General features: G+C 70.5%; 17 protein-coding genes. 6 read left to right on the top strand and 11 right to left on the bottom strand.

Annotated features, from left to right (window positions below; translation table 11 throughout):
- Window positions 1-61: 61 nt before the first annotated feature.
- Genes FHU35_RS24335 through FHU35_RS24325 form a run of 3 tightly spaced genes read right to left on the bottom strand, consistent with a single transcriptional unit; the run spans window position 62 to window position 3,181 of the window.
- The gene (locus tag FHU35_RS24335) at window positions 62-643 is read right to left on the bottom strand and encodes a TetR/AcrR family transcriptional regulator (protein WP_145743663.1); all 582 of its coding nucleotides are present in this window, start codon (window positions 641-643) and stop codon (window positions 62-64) included.
- A gap of 2 nt (window positions 644-645) precedes the next feature.
- A complete protein-coding gene (locus FHU35_RS24330) occupies window positions 646-1,974 on the bottom strand; it encodes a glutamate-5-semialdehyde dehydrogenase (protein WP_145743661.1) in 1,329 nt (442 codons plus the stop codon).
- 52 nt (window positions 1,975-2,026) lie between these two features.
- Window positions 2,027-3,181, bottom strand: coding sequence for a cytochrome P450 family protein (locus tag FHU35_RS24325; protein WP_145743881.1), 1,155 nt, complete (start codon window positions 3,179-3,181; stop codon window positions 2,027-2,029).
- Between the two features lie 124 nt (window positions 3,182-3,305).
- On the opposite strand from FHU35_RS24325, the gene FHU35_RS24320 reads away from it, so the two are divergent.
- Window positions 3,306-5,426 carry a RecQ family ATP-dependent DNA helicase gene (locus FHU35_RS24320; protein WP_145743659.1) on the top strand — a complete coding sequence of 707 codons (2,121 nt, stop codon included), beginning with the start codon at window positions 3,306-3,308 and terminating at the stop codon, window positions 5,424-5,426.
- Here the strand turns inward: FHU35_RS24320 and FHU35_RS24315 are convergent.
- Window positions 5,404-7,014, bottom strand: a complete 1,611-nt coding sequence (locus FHU35_RS24315; RefSeq protein ID WP_145743657.1) for a DUF885 domain-containing protein — start codon at window positions 7,012-7,014, stop codon at window positions 5,404-5,406. The two genes, FHU35_RS24320 and FHU35_RS24315, sit on opposite strands and share 23 nt — an antisense overlap.
- Window positions 7,015-7,148: 134 nt before the next feature.
- Between FHU35_RS24315 and FHU35_RS24310 the strand changes: the two genes are divergently transcribed.
- Window positions 7,149-8,420, top strand: a complete 1,272-nt coding sequence (locus tag FHU35_RS24310) for an MFS transporter (RefSeq protein WP_145743655.1) — start codon at window positions 7,149-7,151, stop codon at window positions 8,418-8,420.
- A gap of 36 nt (window positions 8,421-8,456) precedes the next feature.
- Here the strand turns inward: FHU35_RS24310 and proB are convergent, their stop codons facing one another.
- From proB to rplU, 4 genes are all read right to left on the bottom strand, one after another.
- On the bottom strand, window positions 8,457-9,572 hold the full coding sequence (gene proB, locus FHU35_RS24305) for a glutamate 5-kinase (protein ID WP_145743653.1): 1,116 nt from the start codon (window positions 9,570-9,572) through the stop codon (window positions 8,457-8,459).
- Window positions 9,569-11,068 (bottom strand): GTPase ObgE, encoded by a 1,500-nt coding sequence (obgE, locus tag FHU35_RS24300; protein WP_145743879.1) that lies wholly within the window; start codon window positions 11,066-11,068, stop codon window positions 9,569-9,571. The genes proB and obgE overlap by 4 nt, the downstream gene beginning before the upstream one ends.
- A 182-nt stretch (window positions 11,069-11,250) precedes the next feature.
- The gene (gene rpmA, locus FHU35_RS24295) at window positions 11,251-11,508 is read right to left on the bottom strand and encodes a 50S ribosomal protein L27 (protein WP_145743651.1); all 258 of its coding nucleotides are present in this window, start codon (window positions 11,506-11,508) and stop codon (window positions 11,251-11,253) included.
- Between the two features lie 14 nt (window positions 11,509-11,522).
- The gene (gene rplU / locus FHU35_RS24290) at window positions 11,523-11,831 is read right to left on the bottom strand and encodes a 50S ribosomal protein L21 (protein WP_145743649.1); all 309 of its coding nucleotides are present in this window, start codon (window positions 11,829-11,831) and stop codon (window positions 11,523-11,525) included.
- Window positions 11,832-12,271: 440 nt separating this feature from the next.
- Here rplU and FHU35_RS24285 point away from each other — a divergent pair, with 440 nt between their 5' ends.
- From FHU35_RS24285 to FHU35_RS24270, 4 genes are all read left to right on the top strand, one after another.
- A complete protein-coding gene (locus FHU35_RS24285) occupies window positions 12,272-13,972 on the top strand; it encodes a hypothetical protein (protein ID WP_145743646.1) in 1,701 nt (566 codons plus the stop codon).
- Window positions 13,969-14,940 (top strand): glycosyltransferase family 2 protein, encoded by a 972-nt coding sequence (locus FHU35_RS24280; RefSeq protein ID WP_145743644.1) that lies wholly within the window; start codon window positions 13,969-13,971, stop codon window positions 14,938-14,940. Before FHU35_RS24285 ends, FHU35_RS24280 begins: the two co-directional genes overlap by 4 nt.
- 132 nt (window positions 14,941-15,072) lie before the next feature.
- The gene (locus FHU35_RS24275) at window positions 15,073-18,300 is read left to right on the top strand and encodes an arabinosyltransferase domain-containing protein (RefSeq protein ID WP_246110540.1); all 3,228 of its coding nucleotides are present in this window, start codon (window positions 15,073-15,075) and stop codon (window positions 18,298-18,300) included.
- 449 nt (window positions 18,301-18,749) lie between these two features.
- Window positions 18,750-19,469, top strand: coding sequence for a helix-turn-helix transcriptional regulator (locus FHU35_RS24270; RefSeq protein ID WP_145743642.1), 720 nt, complete (start codon window positions 18,750-18,752; stop codon window positions 19,467-19,469).
- Here the strand turns inward: FHU35_RS24270 and FHU35_RS24265 are convergent.
- From FHU35_RS24265 to FHU35_RS24255, 3 genes are all read right to left on the bottom strand, one after another.
- Window positions 19,454-20,359, bottom strand: coding sequence for a hypothetical protein (locus FHU35_RS24265; RefSeq protein WP_145743640.1), 906 nt, complete (start codon window positions 20,357-20,359; stop codon window positions 19,454-19,456). The genes FHU35_RS24270 and FHU35_RS24265 overlap by 16 nt on opposite strands.
- A gap of 69 nt (window positions 20,360-20,428) precedes the next feature.
- Window positions 20,429-23,473, bottom strand: a complete 3,045-nt coding sequence (locus FHU35_RS24260; RefSeq protein WP_145743638.1) for a translation initiation factor IF-2 N-terminal domain-containing protein — start codon at window positions 23,471-23,473, stop codon at window positions 20,429-20,431.
- A gap of 167 nt (window positions 23,474-23,640) precedes the next feature.
- The gene (locus tag FHU35_RS24255; protein ID WP_145743635.1) at window positions 23,641-24,435 is read right to left on the bottom strand and encodes a TIGR03936 family radical SAM-associated protein; all 795 of its coding nucleotides are present in this window, start codon (window positions 24,433-24,435) and stop codon (window positions 23,641-23,643) included.
- Between the last annotated feature and the right edge of the window lie 121 nt (window positions 24,436-24,556).

The following is a 24,556-nucleotide window of genomic DNA, read 5'->3' as shown; positions in this document are numbered from 1 at the left end:
GTGTAAGCAGTCGCTTACAAAGTCACGCTACGCCGGGGAAAAGCGCTGCGCACGCCTCCGATCAGCGATCGCCCGAAAGGTCCGTTCGCTCCAGCAGGACAGATGCACCACGGGTGACGTAACGGGCGATGACCTCGGGATCGGCCTCCGCCAGCGGACTCTTGCCGAGCACCGAGCGGACCATGCCGATGCCGAACACCCACGCCAGCACGAGATCGGCCCGCAGCTCCGCGTCATCGGCGTCGGTGAGCTCGGCGAAGCGCTCGGTGTAGCGCGCACCGAGCTCACCGCGCAGCATCTCGGCTGCGCGCTCATCGCTCCACGAGCGGAGCATCGCCACCAGCGGGTGCTCGCCGTTGGGCTCGGCGCTGTCGAGCAGGTTGATCAGCAGCTGCCTCGGCAGCTCCGCGGCGGAGAGCTCGGCGATCACCTGCTCGCTGTTGCGGGTCAGCACCGCGGCGAACAGCTCCTGCTTCGAACCGAAGTAGCGGAACAGCAGGGCCTGGTTGACCCCGGCGCGCGCGGCGACGTCGCGCACCGTCGTCGCGCTGAAACCGCGCTCGGCGAACAACTCCGAAGCGGCCTGCAGCAACGCCTCCTTGGTGGCGGCGGAATCGCGCTTCCGCCGCGGCGCCTGCGTCAAGCTCAGCTCCCCGGCTTCGCCGGAGCCGAACCCGGCCGCACGTGGCCGTCGCCGTAGGCGAGCCACTTGGTGGAGGTCAGCTCCGGCAGCCCCATCGGGCCGCGCGCGTGCAGCTTCTGGGTGGAGATGCCGATCTCGGCACCCATCCCGAACTCGGCGCCGTCGGTGAAGGCGGTGCTCGCGTTGACCATCACCGCAGCAGCGTCCACCTGCGCGGTGAACTGCTGGGAGGAACGGAAATCGCTGGTCACGATGGCTTCCGTGTGCCCGGAGCCGTGCTCTCGGATGTGCTCGACGGCGGCGGGCAGCGACTCGACGACGGCGGCGGAGATGTCCAGCGACAGGTACTCGGAGTCCCAGTCCTCCTCGGTGGCCGGCACGACGTTCGAGCCGCCGACCTCGACCACCCGCTCATCGCCGTGCACCGTGACACCGGCTTCCCGCAGCTCTGCGATCGCCCGGGGCAGGAACTCCCCGGCGATGTCGGCGTGCACCAGGAACGTCTCCGCCGAGTTGCAGACGCTGGGGCGACGGACCTTGGAGTTGAGCAGGATCCGCAGCGCCATGTCGATGTCGGCGCTGGAGTCGACGTAGACGTGGCAGTTGCCGACGCCGGTCTCGATGGCCGGAACCGTCGCCTGCTCCACGACCGCCGAGATCAAACCCGCGCCACCGCGCGGGATGACCACGTCGACCAGGCCGCGAGCGGTGATCAGGTGGTGCACCGAGGCCCGGTCGTGGCAGGGCAGCAGCTGGACGGCGTCGACCGGCAGATCGTGCCGCGCCACGACGTCGCGCAGGATCTGCACCAGGGCGGTGTTGGAGTTCTCGGCCGACGACGAGCCGCGCAGCAGCACCGCGTTCCCGGACTTCAGCGTCAGCCCCGCGGCATCGACCGTCACGTTCGGACGCCCCTCGTAGACGATCCCGACCACGCCGAGCGGCACGCGCACCTGGCGCAGCTGGACGCCGTTGGGCAGGACCTGGCCGCGCAGCACCTCCCCCACCGGGTCCGGCAGCCCGGAGACCGTGCGCAAACCCTCGGCCATCGCCTCGACGCGGCCGGTGCTCAGGCTCAGCCTGTCGATCATCGCCTCGGGCGTCCCGGACTCGCGGGCGGCGGCCACGTCGCGCTCGTTGGCCTCCAGGACCTCCGGGGCTCGCTCGACCAGCTCGGCGGCCATGTCCTGCAGCAGCGCGTCCTTGGCGCCACGGGTGGCCTGGGCAAGGGCGGCGGACGCCTGGCGGGCTCGGCGGGCGGCCTCGCGCACCCGCTCGCGCAGCTCGTCGCCGGTCGCCTTGTCGGAGGTGGGGAACTCGATGACGGTCACCCCACCAGCCTAATCCGTGCCCGCACGCGCCCGGAAACGCATTTCCCGCTCCTCAGGACGGGGTGACCGGCAGCGCACTGAACCCCCGGAAGCGGAATCCGGGCACCCGGTCCGGCTCGGGTTCGGCGAGCCGCAGGTCCGGGAACCGCTCGACGAGCCGGGTGAACGCGATCTCGGCTTCGAGGCGGGCCAGCGGTGCGCCCAGGCAGTGGTGGATGCCGTGGCCGAAGGCGATGTGCCCGCTGGAATCGCCGTCGGGTGCGAACACCTCCGGTTCGGCGAAGCGCTGCGGGTCGCGGTTGGCGGCGTCGATCGCAACGTGCACGAAATCGCCCTCGACGATCGGCACCCCGGCGATGCTCAGCGGCTCCGACGCGTACCTCAACGTCGCCAGCCCGACGGGACCGTCGTAGCGCAGCATCTCCTCGACCACGCCCACGACCTCGTCGGGGTGATCGCGCAGCCTGGCCCACTGCCGCGGGTTGCGCAGCAGCGCCCAGGTGCCGTTGCCGATCAGGTTGACGGTGGTCTCGTGCCCGGCGAACAGCAGCAAGAACGAGGTCGTGACCAGCTCGCGCTCGCTGAGCCGGTCCTGCTCATCACGTGCCCGCACCAGCCCGGACAGCAGGTCGTCCGCGGGCTGTTCGCGCTTGGACCGCACGAGGTCGCCGAGGAACTCGTGCAACAGCCGCCAGGAATCCGCCTCAGGCCGCGCGGTGAACAGCCCGGTGCACAACCGCCGGAACTCCGCCATGTCCGCGTCCCGCACACCGAGCATCTCGCCGATCACCGTCACCGGCAGCGGTACCGCGAAGGACTCCAGCAGGTCGAAGATCCCGCCACGGGTTTCCACGTCGTCGAGCAGGCCCGAGGCGATCGCCTCGATGCGCGGCCGCATCCTCTCGACAGCACCCGGGGTGAAGGCCTTGTTCACGAGCTTGCGCAGTCGCGTGTGCTCCGGCGGGTCCGAGTCGAGCATGTGGGTGTGCTCCGGACGGCCCTGGCCGCCGTCGCGCCAGCGCTCGTTGGCGCCGGACTTGCTCAGCCTCGAATCGGTCAGAGCGGCGCGGGCTTCGGCGTAACCGGTGACCACCCAACCCGCGCGGCCGTCGGCGAACCGGACCCGCACCACCGGTCCGTGCTCGGCCCATCTTCGATAGCAGGCCTGCGGGTCGACGTCGAAGCCCTCAGCCGTCAGTTCCTCCATCACGCCCCCAGATCACGATGTCGCTCCAGCTTCCTGCGATCAGCCACCGCCGGGCAAGCGGTTTCGACACGCCAGCACGGCCCGGGACGCGTGGCGTCGGCGGCATCCGGTAGGAATTCGGGACGTGGACGAAGAAGCGCTGCGAGAACTCGCCGAAGAACGACTCCGAGCACTGGCCGGCCCCGAGGCCGCGCTGCGCGAGGACCAGTGGGCGGCGATCCGCGCGCTGGTGCTCGAACGACGTCGCGCGCTGGTCGTCCAGCGCACCGGCTGGGGCAAATCGGCGGTCTACTTCATCGCCACCGCGCTGCTGCGCGAGCTCGGCGAAGGACCGACGGTGATCGTCTCGCCGCTGCTGGCCCTGATGCGCAACCAGGTCTCCGCAGCGGCCAACGCCGACGTGCACGCAGCCACCATCAACTCGGCCAACCCCGAGGAGTGGGGTGACATCGAGGAGCGCGTCGCCTCCGGTGAGGTCGACGTGCTGCTGGTCAGCCCGGAACGGCTGAACAACCCCGACTTCCGGGACACGATCCTGCCCGAGCTCACCCAGAGCGCAGGTCTGCTGGTGGTCGACGAGGCGCACTGCATCTCCGACTGGGGCCACGACTTCCGCCCGGACTACCGGCGGCTGCGCACGCTGCTGACCGAGCTGCCCCCGGGCGTTCCGGTGCTGGCCACCACGGCCACCGCCAACGACCGCGTGGTCGCCGACGTCTCCGACCAGCTCGGCGTCGGCGGCGAGTTCACCGATCCGCAGGAGACGCTGGTGCTGCGGGGCACGCTGGACCGCGAGAGCCTGCGGCTCGGTGTGGTGCGGCTGCCCACCGCGCAGGCCCGGCTCGGCTGGCTGGCGGGGAAGCTCGGGGAACTGCCCGGCTCGGGCATCATCTACACGCTCACCGTCGCGGCGGCCCACGAGATCACCTCCTACCTGCGGGAGCAGGGCTACGAGGTGGCGGCGTACTCGGGTCGCACCGACCCGGCCGAGCGGGAGCAGGCCGAAGCCGACCTGCTCGACAACAAGGTCAAGGCGCTGGTCGCGACCTCCGCGCTCGGCATGGGTTTCGACAAGCCCGACCTGGGTTTCGTGGTGCACATCGGCGCTCCGTCCTCGCCGATCGCCTACTACCAGCAGATCGGCCGCGCCGGGCGCGGTGTGCAGCGCGCCGAAGTGCTGCTGCTGCCCGGACCGGAAGACCGCGAGATCTGGAGCTACTTCGCGTCGCTGGCGTTCCCGCCGGAGCGCACGGTGCGGGCCGTCCTCGACACGCTCGCCGAGCAGGGCAAGCTCTCGACAGCGGCGCTCGAACCGCACGTGGAGCTGAACCGCAACCGGCTGGAGATGGTGCTCAAGGTCCTCGACGTCGACGGCGCGGTCCAGCGGGTCAAGGGCGGTTGGGAGGCCACCGGCGAACCGTGGCACTACGACGCCGAGCGCTACGGGCGGATCGAGGCCGAACGGCAGTCCGAGCAGCAGGCGATGATCGAGTACCAGACCACGTCGTCCTGCCGGATGGAGTTCCTGCGCCGTCAGCTCGACGACCCGCACGCCGAACCCTGCGGGCGCTGCGACAACTGCACCGGCGCGGGCTATTCCGCCGAGGTCGACGAGCAGGCCGTGCAGCAGGCGCAGGAGCGGCTGCAGCGACCGGGCGTGGACATCGCGCCGCGCAAGATGTGGCCGAGCGGCATGTCCGCGCTCGGCGTGGAGGCGTCCGGCAAGCTGCCCGCCTCCGAGCAGACCACCACGGGCCGCGCGATCGGCAGGCTCACCGACATCGGCTGGGGCAACCGGCTGCGCGAACTGCTGGCCACCGGGGCACCCGACCAGGAGCTGCCGGACGACCTCTTCCAGGCGGCGATCAAGGTGCTGGCCGCCTGGGAGTGGGAGCAGCGGCCCGTCGGCGTGGTGGCGCTGGGGTCGCGGACGCGGCCGAAGCTGGTGCGGAGCCTGGCCGAGCGCATCGCGGGCGTCGGCCGGTTGCCGCTGCTCGGCGAGGTCCTGACCAACCCGAACACGACACCGAACCGGGCCACCAACAGCGCTCAGCGGGTGGCGTCGCTGTGGCGCCAGTTCAAGATTGACGAGGAGCTGGCGGGCACGCTGTCGTCGCTGGACGGTCCGGTGCTGCTGATGGACGATTACGCCGACACCGGTTGGACCGCAACGGTCGTGGGCCGCATGCTCCGCCAGGCCGGAGCACCCGCGGCGCTGCCGTTCACGCTCGCTTCGACCAGCTAGCCACGAGCTCGGCCAGCGCCGACATCGGCAGCGGGCCGTGGGCCAGCAACAGGTCGTGGAAGCCCTGCAGGTCGAACGCCGGGTGGCGTTCGACCTGCTCCCGCAGCCGCTGGATCTCCAGCCGTCCGACCATGTAGGACAGCGCCTGGCCGGGAGCCTCGATGTAGCGGTCGGTTTCGCTCTGCACCTCCACTTCGGGCAAGAGCGTACGGGCGCGAAGGAATTCCACGACCCGCTCGCGAGTCCAGCCGAAGGCGTGCAGACCGGTGTCGACGACCAGCCGAGCCGCGCGCGTGGAGTCCATCGCGAGCATCCCCAAGCGGCTGAGATCGTCGCTGTAGAGCCCCATCTCGTCGGCGAGCCGCTCGGAGTACAGTCCCCAGCCCTCGATGTGGGCGTTGAAACCGGCGACCTTGCGGATCGTCGGCACGTCGGTGAGCTGCTGGGCGATGCTGATCTGGAAGTGGTGGCCGGGCACGGCTTCGTGGAAGGCGAGCGCCTCGGCGAGGAATCGCGGCCGCTGCTCGGCGGCGTGAGTGTTGGCGAAGTAGGTGCCCGGCCGCGAACCGTCGATCGGGCCGGGCAGGTACGCGGCTCCGACGGCGTCCGGCGCTTGGTCGGCGGGAAAGGGCTCGACGCGGCAGGGGTGCGCCGGCATCAGGCCGAACCACTCGGGTGCGGCCCGTTCCGCCCGGGAGACAACGGCTCTCGCGGCGGCGAGCAGCTCGTCCCCGCTGGACCAGCGCAGGTCGGGGTCGGTGCGCATCCGCTCCCGGATCTCGGCGGCGGAGGACGTCGCGAACACCCGGGAGCCGATCGCGGCGTACTCCTCGTCGAGCTCCGCCAGCAGGTCGAGACCGGTCCGGTGCAGGTCCTCCGGCGTGCGGTCGGTCGTGGTGTGCATCCGGGCCAGCGACGCGTAGGTCTGCTCGCCGTCGGGGAGGAAGCAGAGCCCCGGCCGGCCGTCGGGCCTGCCCGGCAGCTCGCGCAGGACCTCGCGGTAGGCGGCGAACGCGGGACGGATCTCCTCGGCGAGCAGTCGGTCGCGCTCCTCGTCCGAGCTCAGCGGGGGCCTGCGCAGCGGATCGTCGTGCGGCGCGGCCAGGTGGGCGTCGAGGTGCTCGATCGCGGTCCGGACCCGGCGTGCCACCGGCAGCCGTCCGGCGCGCGCACCCGCGCGGTGCCGCTCGGCGCTGCGAGCCAGGAACTCCGGGACCGCCGCGAGCATGCGCAGGAACTCCTGCTCCTGAGCGGGTCCGTCGGGGCGCTGCTGCGGGATCATCTCCAGGACCTTGCCCAGCGGCGAGACCACCGAGTCGTGCATCGTGTGCTCGACCAGGCGGGAGCCGATGCGGGTGGCCACGCCCTCCGCCTCGGCGATCACCACCGCCCTGGTGAGGTCGTCGTCGAGGTCGCGAGCGGTGGCGGCGATGCGCAGCGCGCGCTCGCGCAGATCCGCCTCCGCGTCTTCCGCCGGATCGTTGAGCCGGTCGGAGGTCCCGGGCAGGCCCTGCAGCAGTTCGTTCAGCGGGTTCTCCTCGACGAGCAGCTCGACCAGCTCGTCCGCCGCACCGCGCACCGCGTCCATCAAGGCAGTGTGCCGCGACGAACGCGATGGGCCCAGCGAATTTCCGGGTTCCAGTTGGGAATCGGACCTTCCGCGCATCCGGGCGAAGGCTTAACGTGTCGGCACCCCACACCGGGCGCGATGCGGAGGTTGCGATGTCCCAGGACGAAGCGGTGGCCCACAAGCTCCCGGTCCGAACGCTCGTCGCGGCGAGCATCGGCAACGCCATCGAGTGGTACGACTGGACCATCTACGCCGCGTTCAGCGTCTACTTCGCCTCCGCGTTCTTCCCCGGCGAGTGGGCGCTGATCAACACGCTGGCGACGTTCGCGCTCGCGTTCTTCTTCCGGCCGCTGGGCGGCTGGCTGCTCGGGCGCTTCGCCGACCTGCGCGGACGCAAGACCGCCATGCTGGTGACGATCGGTCTGATGGCTGGTGGGTCGCTGATCATCGGGATCCTGCCGACGTTCGACTCCATCGGCTGGCTCGCGTCGATCCTGCTCATCCTCGCCCGCATCGGGCAGGGCCTCTCGCTCGGTGGCGAGGTTTCCAACGCGTCGGCCTACCTCGCCGAGATCGCACCGCCGTCCCGGCGAGGTAGGTACTCGTCGTTCTTCTACATCTCCACGGGTGCCGCGCTGCTCATCGCGTCGCTCCTCGGCTTCGGGCTGACGTCCGCGCTCAGCGAGCAGCAGCTGTCGGACTACGGCTGGCGGATCCCGTTCATCATCGGCGGTGTGCTCGGGCTCCTCGGCATGTGGTTGCGGCGCACGCTGACCGAGACCGAGCAGTACGAGGAGAACAAGACCAAGGCCGAGGCGCTGAAGAACCCGCTGATGCTGACGCTGCGCGAGCACCCCAAGGCGGTCGGGCAGCTCATCGGGTTCTCGATGCTCTCGACTCTGTGCTACTACACGTTCTTCAGCGCGCTGACGCCGTTCGCGGTGAAGAACCGCGACGCCGACGCCACCGACGTGTTCCTCGCGCTGTCCATCGCGACGGCCCTGTTCATCGCGCTGCAGTACCCGATGGGCGCGCTCTCCGACCGCTACGGCCGCAAGCCGCAGCTGCTGGTGTGGTCCGCGGCGATCGCGGTCCTGATCGTGCCGCTGTCGAGCCTGGTGCGACCGGGGCTGGGCAGCCTGCTCGTCGTGTTCTGCATCGGTGTCGGGCTCTACACGGCGATGACCTCGATCGCCCCGGCCATCATGTCGGAGCTGTTCCCCACCGAGCTGCGCGGTCTGGGCATCGGCGCCTGGTACAACCTCACCGTCGCCGTCTTCGGCGGCACCGCTCCCCTGGTCATCCAGGCCTTCGCCGAGTTCGGCGCCTCGACGGGGTTCTTCTACTACATCGCGATCGGTGCGGCGATCGCGTTCTTCGTGATCCGCACCCTGCCCGAGACCCGCAACACCGAACTCCGTTGATCGTGGGATGGGGAAGTTTTCATGAAAACTTCCCCATCAACGCAGCGGCACGAGGTCGTCGGCGTGGACAACCTCTCGGCGCTGCTCGGGCGGCAGGTCGTGCGTGGAGCGACCGATCAGCGTCGGGAGCTCGTCGGCGTCGTAGGCGACGACACCGCGGGCCACGACCTTGCCGGTCGTGTTGAGCAGTTCGACGACGTCGCCACCGTCGAAAGCGCCCTCGACCGCGGTGATCCCGGCGGCCAGCAGGGACCGGCGGCGCTTGACGACCGCGGCGACCGCGCCGTCGTCCAGCCAGAGGCGGCCGTTGGCCCCGGCGGCGTGGGCGAGCCAGAACCGCCGGGCCGACAGGCGGTTCCCGGTCGCGGCGAACGCCGTTCCCACGTCCGCCGATCCCAAAGCGCTCTCGGCGTTGGCCGACGACGTGAGCAGGACCGGGATTCCGGAGGTGCAGGCGACTTTCGCCGCCGCGACCTTCGACGCCATCCCACCGGTGCCCAACCCGGACGCACCGGTGCTGCCCGCGTCGACCCCGGCCATGTCGGCAGCGCCGGTCACCTCGCGGATCACCTTCGCACCGCCCTTGCGCGGATCACCGTCGTAGAGAGCGTCCACATCGGACAGCAGGACCAGCGCATCGGCACCGACCAGGTGCGAGACGAGCGCGGCCAGCCGGTCGTTGTCGCCGAAGCGGATCTCGGTCGTGGCCACGGTGTCGTTCTCGTTGACGACCGGGACCACGCCCAGCCCGAGCAGCCGGTTCAGCGTGCGCTGCGCGTTGCGGTAGTTGCTGCGGCGCACCACGTCATCGGCGGTGAGCAGCACCTGGCCGACGGTGAGGTCGAAGCGGGCGAACGACTCGGCGTAGGCGTGCGCGAGGGCGAGCTGCCCGACCGAGGCTGCGGCCTGCTGGGTCGCGAGGTCCTTGGGCTTGCGGCGCAGACCCATCGGAGCGATCCCGGCGGCGATCGCGCCCGAGGAGACGAGCACGACCTGGCCCCCGGCTGCGACGCGCTTGGCGACCGTGTCCACCAGACCGGACAACCGCTCGGCGTCCAGCCCTCCCTCGGTGGTGGTCAACGACGACGAACCGACCTTCACCACGATCCGCCGTGCGGCCGCGACCGCCTGCCGAGTCGCCGAGAGGCTCACTCGTCGTCCTCCTCCTCGCCGCCGACGTAGCGACCGAACTCGTCGAGCGAGGTGCCCCGCCGCGCCTTCTTGGCGACCTTGCGATCGTGCGCCGAAATCCGGTCGTCGGACTCCAGCCGCAGGTCATGACCGCGTCGGCCGAGCACGCTGGCCATCCCCGACGGGGTGGACGGCTCCCAGTCGAAGGTCATGTTGCCGATGGTGACCTGGCTGCCCGGCTCGGCGCCCTTCTTGCCCAGCGCCTCCTCGACGCCCAGCTTCGCCAGGCGATCGGCGAGGAAGCCCACCGCCTCGCTGTTGTTGAAGTCGGTCTGGCGGATCCAGCGCTCCGGCTTCTCACCGCGCACGATGAAGGCGTCTTCCTCCTCCGGATCGGGCTCGACGGTGAAGCCACCGTCGTCGACCGCGACCGGTCGGACGACCACGCGTGCGGGCTCGGGCTCAGGCAGGGTCGCGCGGTAGCGCTCGACCTCGGCCGCCATCGCGAAGCTCAGCTCGCGCAGGCCCTCGCGGGAGGCCGTGGAGATCTCGAAGACCGGCCAGCCGCGCTCCTCCACCTCGGCGCGCACGAAGTCGGCGAGCTCGCGCGCCTCGGGGACGTCGATCTTGTTCAAGACCACCACGCGCGGGCGCGTCGCCAGATCGGCGCCACCCTGCTCCTCGGCCAGCGCCGGGGTGTACTCGGCGAGCTCGTTCTCCAGCGCGTCGATGTCGGAGAGCGGGTCGCGGCCGGGTTCCAGCGTCGCGCAGTCGACCACGTGGACCAGCACTGCGCAGCGCTCGATGTGCCGCAGGAAGTCCAGTCCCAGGCCCCGTCCCTGGCTCGCGCCCGGGATCAGGCCCGGGACGTCGGCGACGGTGAACACGGTTTCGCCCGCGGTGACCACGCCCAGGTTGGGCACCAGGGTGGTGAACGGGTAGTCGGCGATCTTCGGCTTCGCGGCCGAGATCACCGAGATCAGCGAGGACTTGCCCGCCGAGGGGAAGCCGAGCAGGCCGACATCGGCCACCGACTTGAGCTCCAGCACCAGCTCGAACTCGTCACCCGGCTCGCCGAGCAGCGCGAAGCCCGGTGCCTTGCGGGCTTTGGACGACAGCGCGGCGTTGCCCAGACCGCCGCGACCGCCGGCCGCGGCGACGAACGTGGTGCCGGGGCCGACGAGATCAGCCAGCACCTCCCCGTCCGGGGACAGGACGACCGTGCCGTCGGGAACCGGAAGCACCAGGTCATCGCCCTGCGCGCCGTTGCGATGACCGCCCTTGCCGGGCTGGCCCTTCACCGCGCGCGCGTTCGGCCGGTAGTGGAAGTCGAGCAGGGTGTGCACGCCCGGATCGACCACCAGGCTCACGTCGCCGCCCTTGCCGCCGTTGCCGCCGTCCGGTCCGCCCAGCGGCTTGAACTTCTCCCTGTGCACCGAGGCGCAGCCATTTCCCCCGTCGCCAGCGGCGACGCTGATGGTCACGCGGTCAACGAACCGCGACACGAATGCCTCCAGGAAGATCAAGCCGAGCGGACGCCCGGCGGGTGGAGCTCTTGGTCTCGATTGCAACAGCGGCGCGGCAGGTGCGCTTCCCGGCCGCGACCGAGGTCACCCATGACAGCACAAAGCGAGGGGCGGCCCGGTCATGCCGGTTCCGCCCCTCGCCGGGAAGTTGCTGGCCTGCGTCGAGAGCCGGATCAGGCCTCGACGGGCTGCACGCTGACGGCCTTGCGGCCGCGGTAACGCCCGAACTCGACGGTACCGCCGGACAGCGCGAACAGGGTGTCGTCGTTGCCACGACCGACGTTCAGACCCGGGTGGAACTTGGTCCCACGCTGACGGATCAGGATCTCACCGGCCTTGACGACCTGGCCGCCGTAGCGCTTCACCCCGAGGTACTTGGGGTTCGAGTCGCGGCCGTTCCGAGAGCTGGATGCGCCCTTCTTGTGTGCCATGACTACTCAGGTCCTCACTTGTTGATGCCGGTGACCTTCACCCGGGTCAGCTTCTGCCGGTGACCCTGGCGCTTCTGGTAGCCGGTCTTGTTCTTGAACTTGTGGATGCGGATCTTGGGGCCCTTGGTCTGCTCGACCAGCTCGCCGGTCACCGACACCTTGGTCAGCGCGTCGGCGTCGGTCGTGACATCGGAGCCATCGACGACCAGAACGGCCGGGAGCGCGACCTCGGAGCCCAGCTCGCCTTCGAGCTTCTCGACCTGGACGACGTCCCCGACAGCCACCTTGTACTGCTTGCCGCCGGTCTTGACGATCGCGTACATGAGTCGGAAGTCTCCTGCTGCTCGGTTTCGCTAATTCACCAGTGTGCGGCGGACGTCCGCCACGGCTCGCGAGAGCCGGGGCTTCCTACCACGCCGCCGGTGCAGCGTCTCGGTGGGTTCCTGTCTCAACAGCGAGGACCGCGCGAGCGACCGCACTCGAAACAGGCGTTTAATCTCTCCGCCCGTCCGGCGGCGAGAAGTTCTCGCCCATCATACAGACCAGGTTTCCGTCCCCGGTCGACCGGGGCGGTACCACCAGTGCGGACCCTCGGGCCACGCGCTGACGGGCGAGCCGGAACAGCATAAGCGAGCTCGCCGCGCACCGGCGAACCGCCCCCGCGCCGATGGCGGTTCCCTGCCAGATCACCCCGTTCGACCACCTGCGTGACCTGGCCTTGCTACCGTCGGTGGCTGCTCTTGATGATCTGGGGAAACGCACAGTGACTGACATCGCCACGGAAACCGACCGCGCGGCCGTTCCACCCACGACACCGACCGTCCCCGGACCGGTTCGGCGCTTCGGTCCGCTGTTGCTGGGGCTGTCGGCCGTCGTCCCGCCGCTGATGATGCTCCGCGAGATCCTGCGCTACCCGCAGATGCACTTCTACGACTACTGGTGGGTGCTCCTCGACATCACCGGGCCCGACGGTTCGCTGCGCCCGGAGGCGCTGCTCGGATTCCGCAACGAGCACCCCTTCGTGCTGCCCAGCCTGCTGTTCTGGCTCAGCGCACGCCTCGGCCACGGGCTCAACCAGCCGCTGGGACTCGCGGTGCTGGCGATGGGCGCCGGGTGCGTCCTGCTGGTGCTGGCGATGCTGCCGAAGCACCTCACCCCGTGGCAGCGGGCGGGGCTGATCACGGCGACCTCGACGCTGGTGTTCAACCCGCACGGCATCCACAACTACGTGCGCTCGATGAGCGGCGCCTCCTGGATCCTGGCGATGCTGCTGGTGCTGGGCGCTCTGCTGGCGATGCACCGGGAGCGCCGGGTGACAGCCGTCGTGCTCGGACTGCTGGCGTCCATCAGCTACGGCACCTCCTTCGCCGTGTGGCCGGCTCTGTCCCTCGTGGCGTGGCTGCGCGGGGACCGCCGGAAGTGGATCGCGACACCGATGATCGTCGGGGTCGTGGTGGTCGCGACCTGGCTGGTGCTGCGCGGCCCGCAGGGCGGCGGCGGGAGCTCGCCGACCGACGATCCGGCGCAGGCGATGCTGGCCGGGCTGAGCATGCTCGGCATGGTGTGGACCGGCACCGAACCCTCGGTCGCGCTGCTGGCCGGGGTGGCCGGGCTCGGCGTGCTGGTGCTGCACGCGAACCAGACCACCGCCGAGCGGCGGGTCGCCGCTCCCTGGTGGGGACTCGCGCTGTACGCGCTGGGCTGCGCGGTGATGATCTCCGGATCACGCGCCGCCTTCGGCGAGTCGGCCGGGCTGCAGAGCCGGTACAACAGCATGACCGCCGCGCTGTGGATCGCGGTGCTGGTCATCGTGGTCGCCTGGGCCCGCTGGCCGCGGTTCCGCACGGCCGCGGTGGGCGGCACGGTGCTGGCCACCGTCGCCCTCGGGGCGCCGATGGCGCAGAGCGTGCGAGCCGACGCACCCAACCAGCAACTGCTCGCGGTGGCCGCGCGGATCGGCCACCCCGACGCGTTCACCTCCCGCTTCCCGTCGCCGGGTCAGCTGCTGCCGCGACTCCAGGCGCTCGGGCACTACCCCTTCTCCCCCGAATTCTCCCTGGGCTGCCCGGACGGGCTCACCATCGGCGACCGGGTCAGCACCGCGCACTGGCGCACGCCCAGCGTCGACTCGTTGCGCGAACCCCGCCCGGACGGACGGGACGTCGTGCTCAACGCCGAGACCGACCAGGTCCAGGGCGGCGCGCGGATGATCAAGGGCTGGGCGATCTCCGGCATCGAACGCGCGCGCTGCGTGGCCGTGCTCGACCAGACCGGCACGGTCGTCGGCGGCGGAGTGGTCGACATCCCGCGCTCGGACGCCGAGGCCGCGACGCCGGGCATCGAGAGCGGCCTCGGCTTCCAGGCCGTGGCGCCCGCCCAGCCCGGCCCGCTCCGCGTGGCCTTCCAGTTCCCCGACGGCTGGTGGATCCGGCCGCTCACCGAGAAACCGCAGGTGGCGCAATGAGTGTCCCGGAAGTCTCGTTGCTCGCACCCGCCAAGGACGAGCGCGACAGCCTGCCGAAGCTCTTCGCCGAGATCCGCGAGGCCATGACCGGCCAGCACCGCGACTGGGAGCTGGTGGTCGTCGACGACGGCAGCACCGACGACAGCTGGCAGGTCATCGCCGAGCACGCGGCGATGGACCCGCGGATCCGGGGCATCCGGCTTCGCCGCAACTTCGGGAAGGCCGCCGCTCTGGCCTCCGGCGTCGCAGAGCTGCGCGGCGAGCTCGTGGTCACCCTCGACGCGGACCTGCAGGACGATCCAGCCGAGATCCCCCGGCTGCTGGACGAGCTGGACTCCGGCGCCGACCTGGTCAGCGGGCACAAGGCCGAGCGCAAGGACCCGCTCGGCAAGCGCCTGCCGTCGAAGGTGTTCAACTGGTTCACCGGCCTGATCACCGGGCTGCGGCTGTCCGACCACAACTGCGGGCTGAAGGCGGCGCGCACCGAGGTCTACCGCCGGGTCCCGCTGTACGGCGAGCTGCACCGCTACATCCCGGCGCTGGCGCACCAGCTCGGCTACCGCGTGGTGGAGCGGACGGTCAACCACCGGGCGCGGCAGCACGGCACGTCGAAGTACGGGCTGGAGCGCTACGCGCGCGGCGCGCTGGACCTGCTGACGGTGATGGCGCTGACCCGGTACGGACGCCGTCCTGCGCACCTGTTCGGCGGGCTGGGAATGATCGCGGGAACCCTGGGAACTCTGGTGTTGCTCTACTTGACCGGAGTGTGGCTTTTCACCGACGAGTCCATCGGCACCCGCCCACTTCTGACCCTCGGCATTCTGCTGGAGATCTTCGGGGTTCAGATGATCTCGTTGGGTCTTTTGGCCGAACTCGTGTTGCACCGCACCGGCCGCGACCACGATGTGACGGTGCTGGTAGCGGACACGACGTCCGGAACGAGGAATTCCGAACAACACGCTTCGTGACCAAATATTTCGTTTTCGAACACACCGAGGTAACGGACTCCTGACAAAGGCGTTGCGCATTACCTGACGCATTTGCGAAATAGTCCGGGGGGCGGCAGAACACACCCTGTCATCGGCCGTAGGGTCTCCCCCGTGCAGCAAGAGTCGGCGAAGAAGTTGCGGTTGCTCGCCTCGCTCCTCGGGCTGGTGGGCACCGTCTTAGCGCTCCTGGTTCCGTTCCTCCCCGTCAACCACAAGGTGGGGACGTTGCGGTGGCCGACAGCGGAAGGAACCCAATCGGTTTCGGCCCCACTGGTGACCTACGAACCGGTGTGGCTGGACGCGAAGATCCCGTGCGCCTCGGCGCGCAGCCTGGACGCGAGAACCGAGGGACCGGCGTCCCTGCTGAGCACCAACCCGCCGGACTCCGACTCCGGCCAGCTCACCGGCCTCTCGCTGCAGGTCGACAACGGGCAGGCACTGCTCTACTCCAAGGGCCAGCAGATCGGCACCACGCCGCTGCCCGCCGGCGACTGCACGATGAAGGTGCGCGCCGACGCTGACGGCACCACCGCCACCCTCGGCAAGGAGCGCTGGGTCAACCAGACCGGCGACCAGCGCCCGCAGGTGACCGGCATCTACTCCTCGTTGGACGACAAGCGCGACGACGTGCGCGGACTGGATTTCCAGGCCCGCGTGGACAACCGGTTCAGCTCCTGGGCGACGCCGCTGAAGACGACGGTCATCGCGCTCACCCTGGCCTCGTTCATCGGTGCGGTGATGTGCCTGCGCCGCCTGGACACCCTGGCGGGCAGGCGCGCGCCACGACTGGCACCGCGACGCTGGTGGAAGCCGACCCTGCGCGACATCTCGGTGTTCGCCGCCCTGGGGATCTGGTGGCTGATCGGGGCGATGACCTCCGATGACGGTTACGTGCTGAGCATGGTGCGCTCGGAGCAGAGCGCCGGGTACGTCAGCAACTACTACCGCTGGTTCGCCAACCCCGAATCGCCGTTCGGCTGGTTCTACGAGGTCTACTCGTTGTGGGCCCGGGTCTCCACGGCGACACCGTGGGTTCGATTGCCCGCGCTGCTGATGGGCATCATCAGCTGGCTGCTGATCTCCCGCGAAGTGCTGCCGAGGCTCGGCCAGCAGGTCCGGCGCAGCAACGCTGCGGGCTGGGCCGCCGCGGCCGTGTTCCTCGCCTTCTGGCTGCCCTACAACAACGGACTGCGCGCCGAACCGGTCGTCGTGCTGTTCTCGCTGCTGGCGCTGTGCGCCGTCGAGCGGGCCGTGGCCACCGAGCGGCTGACGCCCGCCGCGCTGGGCCTGGTCGCCGCCGCGCTGTCGGTGGGGGTCAACCCGCACGGGCTGATCGCGGTGCTCCCCTACATCGCAGGCTTCAAACCGCTGTTCCGCATGGTGCGCAAACGAGCTCAGCAGTTCGGCTGGCTGCCCGTGCTGGCACCGATCTCGCTGTCCGGGTTCGTGATCCTCACGCTGGTGTTCTACGACCAGACGTACCAGTCGGTGATGGACGCGATGGAGCTCAAGACGACCTTCGGTCCCAACGGCCGCTGGTACGAGGAGCTCAGCCGGTACCTGCTGCTGTTCAGCGAGAGCGCCGACGGTTCGCTGAGCCGCCGATTCCCGGTGCTGCTGGTCATCCTGTGCGTCGTGGCCTGCGGTGTGGTCCTGCTGCGCCGGGGCCGGATCCGCGGTGCGGCGCTCGGCCCGAGCCGACGGCTGCTCGCGGTGGCCGCGATGTCCTTCGCGGTGCTGGCGCTCACGCCCACCAAGCACACCCACCACTTCGGCATCTTCGCCGCGGTCGGCGGCGCGCTCGCCGCCCTCACCGCGCTGGCCACGAGCACGACCGTGCTGCGCTCCCGGCGCAACCGGATGGCGTTCGTGACGGGCCTGCTGGTGATCCTGGCCTTCGCGGTCACCGGGCCGAACGCCTGGTGGTACGTCTCCGGCTGGGGGATCCCCTGGTTCGACAAGCCGCCGTCGATCAAGGGCTACAAGGTCAGCACGATGATCCTCGTGGTGGCGGCGATCACCGGCATCGTCGCGGTCGTCGAGCACCTGAGGATCGACGAGAACAACCCGACGGTCGTCGACGAGAGCTGGGACAGCAAGGAGAAGCGCAACCTGGCGCTGCGTTGGGCCACCGCACCGCTGTCGGTGCTGTGCGCGCTGCTGGTGCTCGGCGAGCTCGCCGCGTTCGGCAAGGGCATCGTCGAGCGGGGCCCGAGCTACACGCTGGGCACGGACAACATCAAGCAGCTCACCCAGCAGAGCTGCGGTCTGTCCGACTCCGTCGGGGTGGAGACGAACCCGCGCGAGGGCGTGTTGAAGGCGTCGCCGCAGCAACCGACGGTCGCGGCCCCCGCCCAGCGGCCCGACCTGAAGCTGCCACCCCAGCGGCTGGCCAACCAGGAGAGCGCCCAGCAGTACCTGCAGCCCAAGCAGGTGGGCTTCAACGACCCGGGCGTGCCGCCGACCGACGAGTCCTCCCCGGACGCGCCGAGCTGGCGTCCGCCGAACCAGTTCGGCGGTCCGGACGCCCCGGTCTGGGGCAGCTACGACGAGGAGGGGCAGGGCACCGGCGAGCTGCGCACCCCCTGGTACGACATCCCGGAGGAAGCGGCGTCCAGGAAGCTGCCGGTCGCGATCAGCATCGCCGGCTCGGAGACCGGCGCGAACCAGGTGTACTACGAGCTGGGCAAGGACACCCCGCAGGGCTTCCAGGTGACCCACCGCACCCCGGTGGAGCAAGGACCGCCTCCGGGCTGGCGGGAGCACCGCTACATGCTCGGCGACGAGGCGAAGGACGCCACGAAGCTGCGGCTGGTGCTGGTGGACCAGTCGCTGGGGCAGACCGGCTGGCTGGCGGCGTCGGCACCGCGCGTCCCGAAGCTGACCCAGCTCACGCAGTTCGTCGGCAACGACCCGGCCTTCGTGGAGTGGCCGGCGGGACTGGTGCACCCGTGCCTGGAGATCTCGGGGCTCTACAACGGCATCGCCGAGGTTCCGAAGTTCCGGGTGAGCGGCGGCGAGCAGGTCCGCGGCACCGGTGAGGGCTGGTCCTCGCCGGACGCCGGCGGCACGTTCGGCTGGATGAACGTCTCCTCCAGCGCCCGCCTCCTGCCGACGTACCTCAACAACGATCCGCAGAAGGACTGGGGCTCGCTGTACCAGGTGCATCCGTACAACCCGGAGGCCTTGCCGGCCTCCGCCGCTCTGCGGCTGCACGACGAGACCCACTCCGGTTTCTGGTCGCCGGGCCCGCTCACGAAGGGCCTGGAGCTGCCGGGCGACATGCCGAGCTCCGACGACAGGACGGACATCCCGTCCTTCGACTCAGACCAGAACTGACCCCGCAGCTGAGGCCCGGCTCCCTTCCGCAGGGGGCCGGGCCTCTCGCATTCCTCGGCAATTCCCAGTTTTAGGGGTCATTGCAGAATCACTTTGCTTGGCGGTGCGGGTAGCGGAACCTCACACGCCGCCTGGACTCCGTGCGCCACTCCTGATGTCTTCCGCTTACCCCGGGGTGGACATCGGCGTCGCGGCGTACTCGCCAGACGACGCGTGAGAACCCGCGGCGGTGCCAGCTGAGTCCCACACCCGAAGCAACGGCACCGCCTCACCAAATCCCAGTTTTAGTCCTAACTGAGCGGACATTTCGGGCGCGAAAGCCTCCTGATTAGGACTAAAACTGGGAATTGCCCGCGCACGCACCTCCCCCGACCCCGTCGCGCTGACGCCGGAGGCGGACGCGGGGTGCTGCGGGGGTTGCGTGTCGTGGGGCGTCGCATACTCGTGGTGTGGGGTATTGGGAATCGTCGCCTTCGGCCGGGCTGCGGGGTGTCGTCTCGTGCATCTGGGGGCACGAGAACGCGGTCGCCGCGGGCTCGCAGCTCGTCGTGCCCGACGGCTGCGTGGACCTGATCTGGCGTGCCGGCCGGATCGAGGTCGTCGGCCCCGACACCCGGCCCTGGACCTCCTCGCTGGGCGCCGGGACACCGATCTTCGGGATCCGCGCCCTCCCGGGGCGAGCCCGGCTCCTCCTCGGCATTCCCGCAGCCGAAGCCCAGGACTGCCAGATCGACGCCACCGAGCTGTGGGGAACCCGGGCACGGGATCTCGCCGAGGCCATCGCCGAACGCCCCGCGCTGGCACCGTCGCTGCTGGAGGGATTCGCGCGGGAACGGCTCGCCGAGTGGGAACCGGACCGCACCGCCGCGGTCGCGGTCGCCGCGCTGGACGATCCGCGACCGCCGTCGGTCAGCGGCCTCGCCGACCGGATCGGCGCCTCCGAACGCCAGTTGCGGCGCCGGATCGGTGACGCGGTCGGGTACGGACCGCGGGCGCTGGTGAGCGTGCTCCGCTTCCAGCGGGCGGTCCGCAGCGGCGGCGAGCACCGGCTCGCCGACCTCGCCCACCTCTGCGGGTACGCCGACCAGGCCCACCTCACCAGGGAGTTCCGCCGACTCGCCGGCACGACGCCGAGGCACTACTTCGCGCGGGATCAGGCCTCGTCGTAGGCGCTCAGGACGCGCAGCGCGTCGAGCGTGACCCGCGGCCTGCCCTCCAGCGCCGTGCTGGGTGACCACTCCAGCCAGTGGATCGGCCAACCGCCGTCCTCGTGCTGCTGCGCGGCCAGGTAATCCAACCCCCGCTCCAGCTCGGAGTCGCTGAACCACCGCCGAGCCAGGCCCGACGGACTCGCCGCGTAGTCGCACACCCCGGGGATCTCGCCGGAGGCGTAGCCCGGCGCCACCCGTGCCAGTTCGGGGCGCTCGGGGTCCAGCAGCACGTAGCCGGCCTCGCGGATCAACCCGCCGATGCGCTCCGCGGCTTCGACGGCCCGCTCCCGCTCCGGCACGTGGTCCAGGAACGCCATCGCGGCGATCGCCTCGTACGGGTGGGTCTGGGTGAGCGCGTCGATGTTCTTCCAGCAGAACTCGGTCGCCCCCGACAACCACGGATGCGCGACCGCGTTCTTGTGCAGAACCCCGGCCAGCAGCGCGGTCGACAGCAGGTTCCCCTCCGGCTCCTCGACCACCGGGATCCACGGCGCGTGCGGGTAGTCGCCGAGGCGAACGTCGCCGCCGGGCACGCCGCCGTCGGGGCGGGTGATGGCTTGGAGGTGGTCGCAGATGGCCGGTGCGGCCTCGGCGCAGCGCCCGATCTCGTCCAGGATCGTCAGCGCCGTCCACGTCTGCAGCGGCTGGCTGATCGGTCCGCGAGCGTCAGGTTCCAGGCCGTAGCCGTAGCCGCCGTCGGCGCAGCGGTAGGCCTCCAGCGCGGTGCGGACCGCGTCCGCCGAGCCCTCGGCGTGGAGGTGTTCGAAACGGCGCTGCTCCAGCACCCGAGCCGTGAGCCAGATGAAGCGCTCGGCGGCGGCCAAGCGCTGCGGTGTGCAACGAGTCATGCCACCGACGTTAAGCGGAAATGGCCGACCCGTTCTTGAACGGATCGGCCATTTCCGGTGTTGATCGGGTCAGTCCTCGACCGGCGGACCGGACGGGCGCGAGACCGCGCGACGACGGGTCCGGCGGACCGGGGTCGCCGGCTCGACGTCGGCCAGGCCGTCACCGGTCGACTGCGGCTGCTCGGACTTGGACACCACGAGCGGCTGGACCGGAGCGCCCGCGCTCCCGGCGGACCGGACGGCCTTGCGGCGCGGCCGGGCTCCGTTGGAGTCCGACTGGGGCTCGGTCTGCTCCGGCGTCGCCTCGACCGGCTGAGGCGCGGCGGCCGGGGCCTCGCTGACCTGCGGCTTCGACTCCGCAACCGGCTCCGCCTGCTTGGGCTCGGCGTGCTTGGCGGGCTCCGCCTGCTTGGCCTCCGCCTTCTTCGGCTCGTCCTGCTTGGCCTCGGCCTGCTTCGGCTCGGCCGGAGCGGTCTCGGGCTTGCGCTCCTCGGCCTTGGCCTCGGACTTCGCCTCAGCCTTGGTCTCGGACTTCGACTCCTGCTTGGAGTCCTGCTTCGACTCCTGCTTGACGTCCTGCTTGGAGTCGCCCTTGGTTTCGGACTTGGAGTCCTGCTTGGAGTCGGACTTCTGCCCGTTCTTCGACTCCGGGGCCTGCTGCTCGGCGTCCTGCTGCTTGCCTCGGTTGCGGTTGCGCCGGCCACCGCCGTTGCCGCCACCGCTCTGGCCGTTGTTGCCGCCACCGCCCTGGCCGTGCTGGTGGTTGATCGGCTCGGTGGAGACCGTCAGCCCACGTCCGCGGCAGTGCTCGCAGGTGCTGCTGTAGGCCTCCAGCAGGCCGGTGCCCACGCGCTTGCGAGTCATCTGCACCAGGCCGAGCGAGGTCACCTCGGCCACCTGGTGGCGGGTGCGGTCCCGGCCCAGGCACTCGGTGAGCCTGCGCAAGACCAGGTCGCGGTTGGACTCCAGCACCATGTCGATGAAGTCGATGACGATGATGCCGCCGATGTCGCGCAACCGGAGCTGGCGGACGATCTCCTCCGCGGCCTCCAGGTTGTTGCGGGTGACCGTCTCCTCCAGGTTGCCCCCGGAGCCGGTGAACTTGCCGGTGTTGACGTCGATCACCGTCATCGCCTCGGTGCGGTCGATGACCAGGTAACCGCCGGAGGGCAGCCAGACCTTGCGGTCCAGCGCCTTGGAGATCTGCTCGTTGATCCGCTTCTCGTGGAACACGTCGTTCTTGCCGACGTGCTTCTCCAGCCGCGGCTCCAGGTCGGGCGCCACGTGCTGGACGTAGGCCTCGATGGTCTCCCACGCGTCGTTGCCCTGGACGGTCATCGACGAGAAGTCCTCGGTGAACAGGTCGCGGACGACCTTGATCAGCAGGTCGGGCTCCTCGTAGAGCAGCTGCGGGGCGTTCGCGCCGGGGGTCTCGGCCTTCTCCTTGATGACCTCCCACTGCGCCTGCAGCCGCCGCACGTCGCGGTCGAGGGCGTCCTCGCTGGTGCCCTCGGAGGCGGTGCGGATGATCACGCCCGCGTTCTCCGGAACGATCCGCTTGAGGATCTCCTTGAGGCGCTTGCGCTCGGTGTCGGGCAGCTTGCGGCTGATGCCGGTGGCGCCGCCGCCCGGGACATAGACCAGGAACCGGCCCGGCAGGCTGATCTGGGTGGTCAGGCGCGCGCCCTTGTGACCGATCGGGTCCTTGGTGACCTGCACCAGGACGCTGTCGCCGGTCTGCAGGGCCTGCTCGATGCGGCGGGCCTTGCCCGCCAGCCCGGCGGCGTCCCAGTCGACCTCACCGGCGTAGAGGACCGCGTTGCGGCCCCGGCCGATGTCGACGAAGGCGGCCTCCATGCTGGGCAGCACGTTCTGCACGCGCCCCAGGTAGACGTTGCCGACCAGCGAGCCCGTGCCCGAGGAGGTCACGAAGTTCTCGACGAGGACGTTGTCCTCGAGGACCGCGATCTGGGTCTGGTCGCCGCTCTGGCGGACCACCATCTTGCGGTCCACCGACTCGCGACGGGCCAGGAACTCCGACTCGGAGAGCACCGGTGCGCGGCGACGCCCGGCTTCGCGGCCGTCCCTGCGACGCTGGCGCTTGGCCTCCAGGCGGGTCGAGCCCTTGATCGCGCGGACCTCGTCGTCGCTGGAGTCCTGCCGAGAGGACTCGGGAGCGGACTCGCGGACGTGCACGACGGTGTTCGGCGGGTCGTCCTCGCGGCTGCCGCTCTCGTCGTCCGACGAGCCCTTGCGGCGACGACGCCGCCGACGACGACGGCTCCCCTCGGACTGGCCGTCCGACTCGGAGGACTGCTCCTCGGACTCCTCGGAGCTCTCACCGGACTCGGTCTTGGCGGTCTCCGACTGGTTGTCCTCGGACCCGTCCTCGCCACCGGACTCGTTGTCGGAGTCGGCACCGCGGCCGCGGCCCCGGCCCCGGCGGCCACGGCGACGACGGCGGCGGCTGCCGGAGTCGTCGTCTCCGTCGTCGGCGGACTCGTCCTGACCGTCGTCGGACGTGGTCTGAGCGTCAGCAGCGGGCTCGGCGGCCTTCTCCGCCGGCGCGGCCTCCCGCTCGGGCTCGGGTTCGGGCTTCGGTTCGGGCTTGGCGGTTTTGCTCGGCGCCGATGCCTGCGGGGCCAGGAACATGGCCTCCGGAGCGGCGAACGCCGGCGTCAGCCCGGCCGAGGAGTCCTGGGATTCCGATCCGGCCGGAGCGGGCGCGAAGTCCGCGGCGGGCACCGAAGCGCTCTTCTCCGACGCAGGTGCCTCGGCTTCGGGCTTGCCCGACGCCTGTTGCCCGGAATCCTGCTGCTGGGCAGCCGGGGCGGCCTCGGCCGCGTCCTCACCGTCGTCGGCGACCAGCTCCGGGTTCAGCGACTGCACGACGCGCAGCGCCAGGTCCCGGTTGATGTTCGACTGGGCGCTGCGGACGGGCTCACCGAGCTCGTCCAGCGCCTTGATGATCTCCCGGCTGCTGGCTCCCAGCAGCTTGGCGAGCGCGTGCACCCTGAGCTTCGCGGGCAACTCGATGGTGCCCTGCTCATCCTGGGTGGGTGTGGGCGATTGCCCGCTGGCGTTGTTCCCAGCGGGCGTGTCCATGTTCAACATCTAGCTCCTCCGCCCCCGGGCGCGTCCGGGTGGACGCGGCCGCACAGAGGCATGTGCGATCTTTTAGGTTCCGCCGCCCGCGGGCGACGGCAATTCTTCGTGGTCCCTCCGCCCCGGACCTGCAGGCCGGGAAGCCGTACGGCGGGTCGACGACGTCACAACGTCCGTCACCCGACCGCGGGCTCTCCCGCCGGAGTCCGGTCGCCGCCTGAGTCCTGGGCCAACGGGTCGGCAATGCCTCCCCCGTCATCGAGCCGACCCTGTTCCAGCCGGGTCGCGCTCGTGGCGGCCGACGGTGCCAGACCGGCGACGACACGCAGGGCGCTCAGTACGTCGTCGGGCCGTACGACGGGTGTTGTCTGCCGCACGACCGTTACGAGTATCCCATACGGTGCGGACGCCCCGGGCCAATCGTCCACACGGGCGTTCGCGTCGCGTTTTTGATCACGCTGCGCAATCGGCCGAGGGCCCTCCCAGACCTCCGCCTCGAGCAGCGCGGCCCGGGCGTCGATGGTGCGGCGCCCGTCCTTGGTCATCCGCTCGACCAGCGCGCTGTCGGCGGCCATCAGCTGCTCGGCCGCCCTGCGCAACTCGGACACGTCCGTGCCGGGCAGGTCGAGCCGCCACCTGCTGACCTGGAGCAGGTCCGCGAGCGGACCCGGACGCGCCTCGACGGACTCGAGGAGGTCGATGCCCTCGGGCAGAGCCGCGTCCAGCTCGGCGCGCAGGGCCTCGGGCTCGACGCGTTCGACTAACTGCAGCTCGACGTACTCGGCCTCGCTGGACACGCCGGTGGGCACGGCTCCGGCCCAGGACACCTTCGGGTGCGGGCTGAAGCCCTGGGAGTAGGCCATCGGGACGCCGGCCCGGCGCAGCGCGCGCTCGAACGTGCGCGCCACATCCCGGTGCGAGGTGAACCGCAGCCGCCCCCTCTTGGCGTAGCGCAGGCGCAGCTTCTGCACCGGCGGCGCCGAAGGATTGGGATGATCTCTCCGACTCAGAATGCCTCCCCGACCATGATCGTCATCGCCGGTCCCCCAGGACCGCTCACGATGCCGATGCTTGCTTGCTCAACCGCGAGGT

Source organism: Saccharopolyspora dendranthemae, from assembly GCF_007829955.1.
GTDB classification, from domain to species: Bacteria; Actinomycetota; Actinomycetes; order Mycobacteriales; family Pseudonocardiaceae; genus Saccharopolyspora; species Saccharopolyspora dendranthemae.
Note: the sequence above shows the minus strand (reverse complement) of the source record. Positions and strands in the feature narration are given on the sequence as shown.

What these genes read in the sequence shown, in the direction of transcription:
- FHU35_RS24325 (WP_145743881.1), bottom strand. Translation starts at nt 3,181, where the DNA reads ATGGAGGAACTGACGGCTGAGGGCTTCGACGTCGACCCGCAGGCCTGC.
- FHU35_RS24315 (WP_145743657.1), bottom strand. Translation starts at nt 7,014, where the DNA reads ATGGACGCGGTGCGCGGTGCGGCGGACGAGCTGGTCGAGCTGCTCGTC.
- FHU35_RS24310 (WP_145743655.1), top strand. Translation starts at nt 7,149, where the DNA reads ATGTCCCAGGACGAAGCGGTGGCCCACAAGCTCCCGGTCCGAACGCTC.
- rpmA (WP_145743651.1), bottom strand. Translation starts at nt 11,508, where the DNA reads ATGGCACACAAGAAGGGCGCATCCAGCTCTCGGAACGGCCGCGACTCG.
- rplU (WP_145743649.1), bottom strand. Translation starts at nt 11,831, where the DNA reads ATGTACGCGATCGTCAAGACCGGCGGCAAGCAGTACAAGGTGGCTGTC.
- FHU35_RS24280 (WP_145743644.1), top strand. Translation starts at nt 13,969, where the DNA reads ATGAGTGTCCCGGAAGTCTCGTTGCTCGCACCCGCCAAGGACGAGCGC.
- FHU35_RS24265 (WP_145743640.1), bottom strand. Translation starts at nt 20,359, where the DNA reads ATGACTCGTTGCACACCGCAGCGCTTGGCCGCCGCCGAGCGCTTCATC.
- FHU35_RS24260 (WP_145743638.1), bottom strand. Translation starts at nt 23,473, where the DNA reads ATGTTGAACATGGACACGCCCGCTGGGAACAACGCCAGCGGGCAATCG.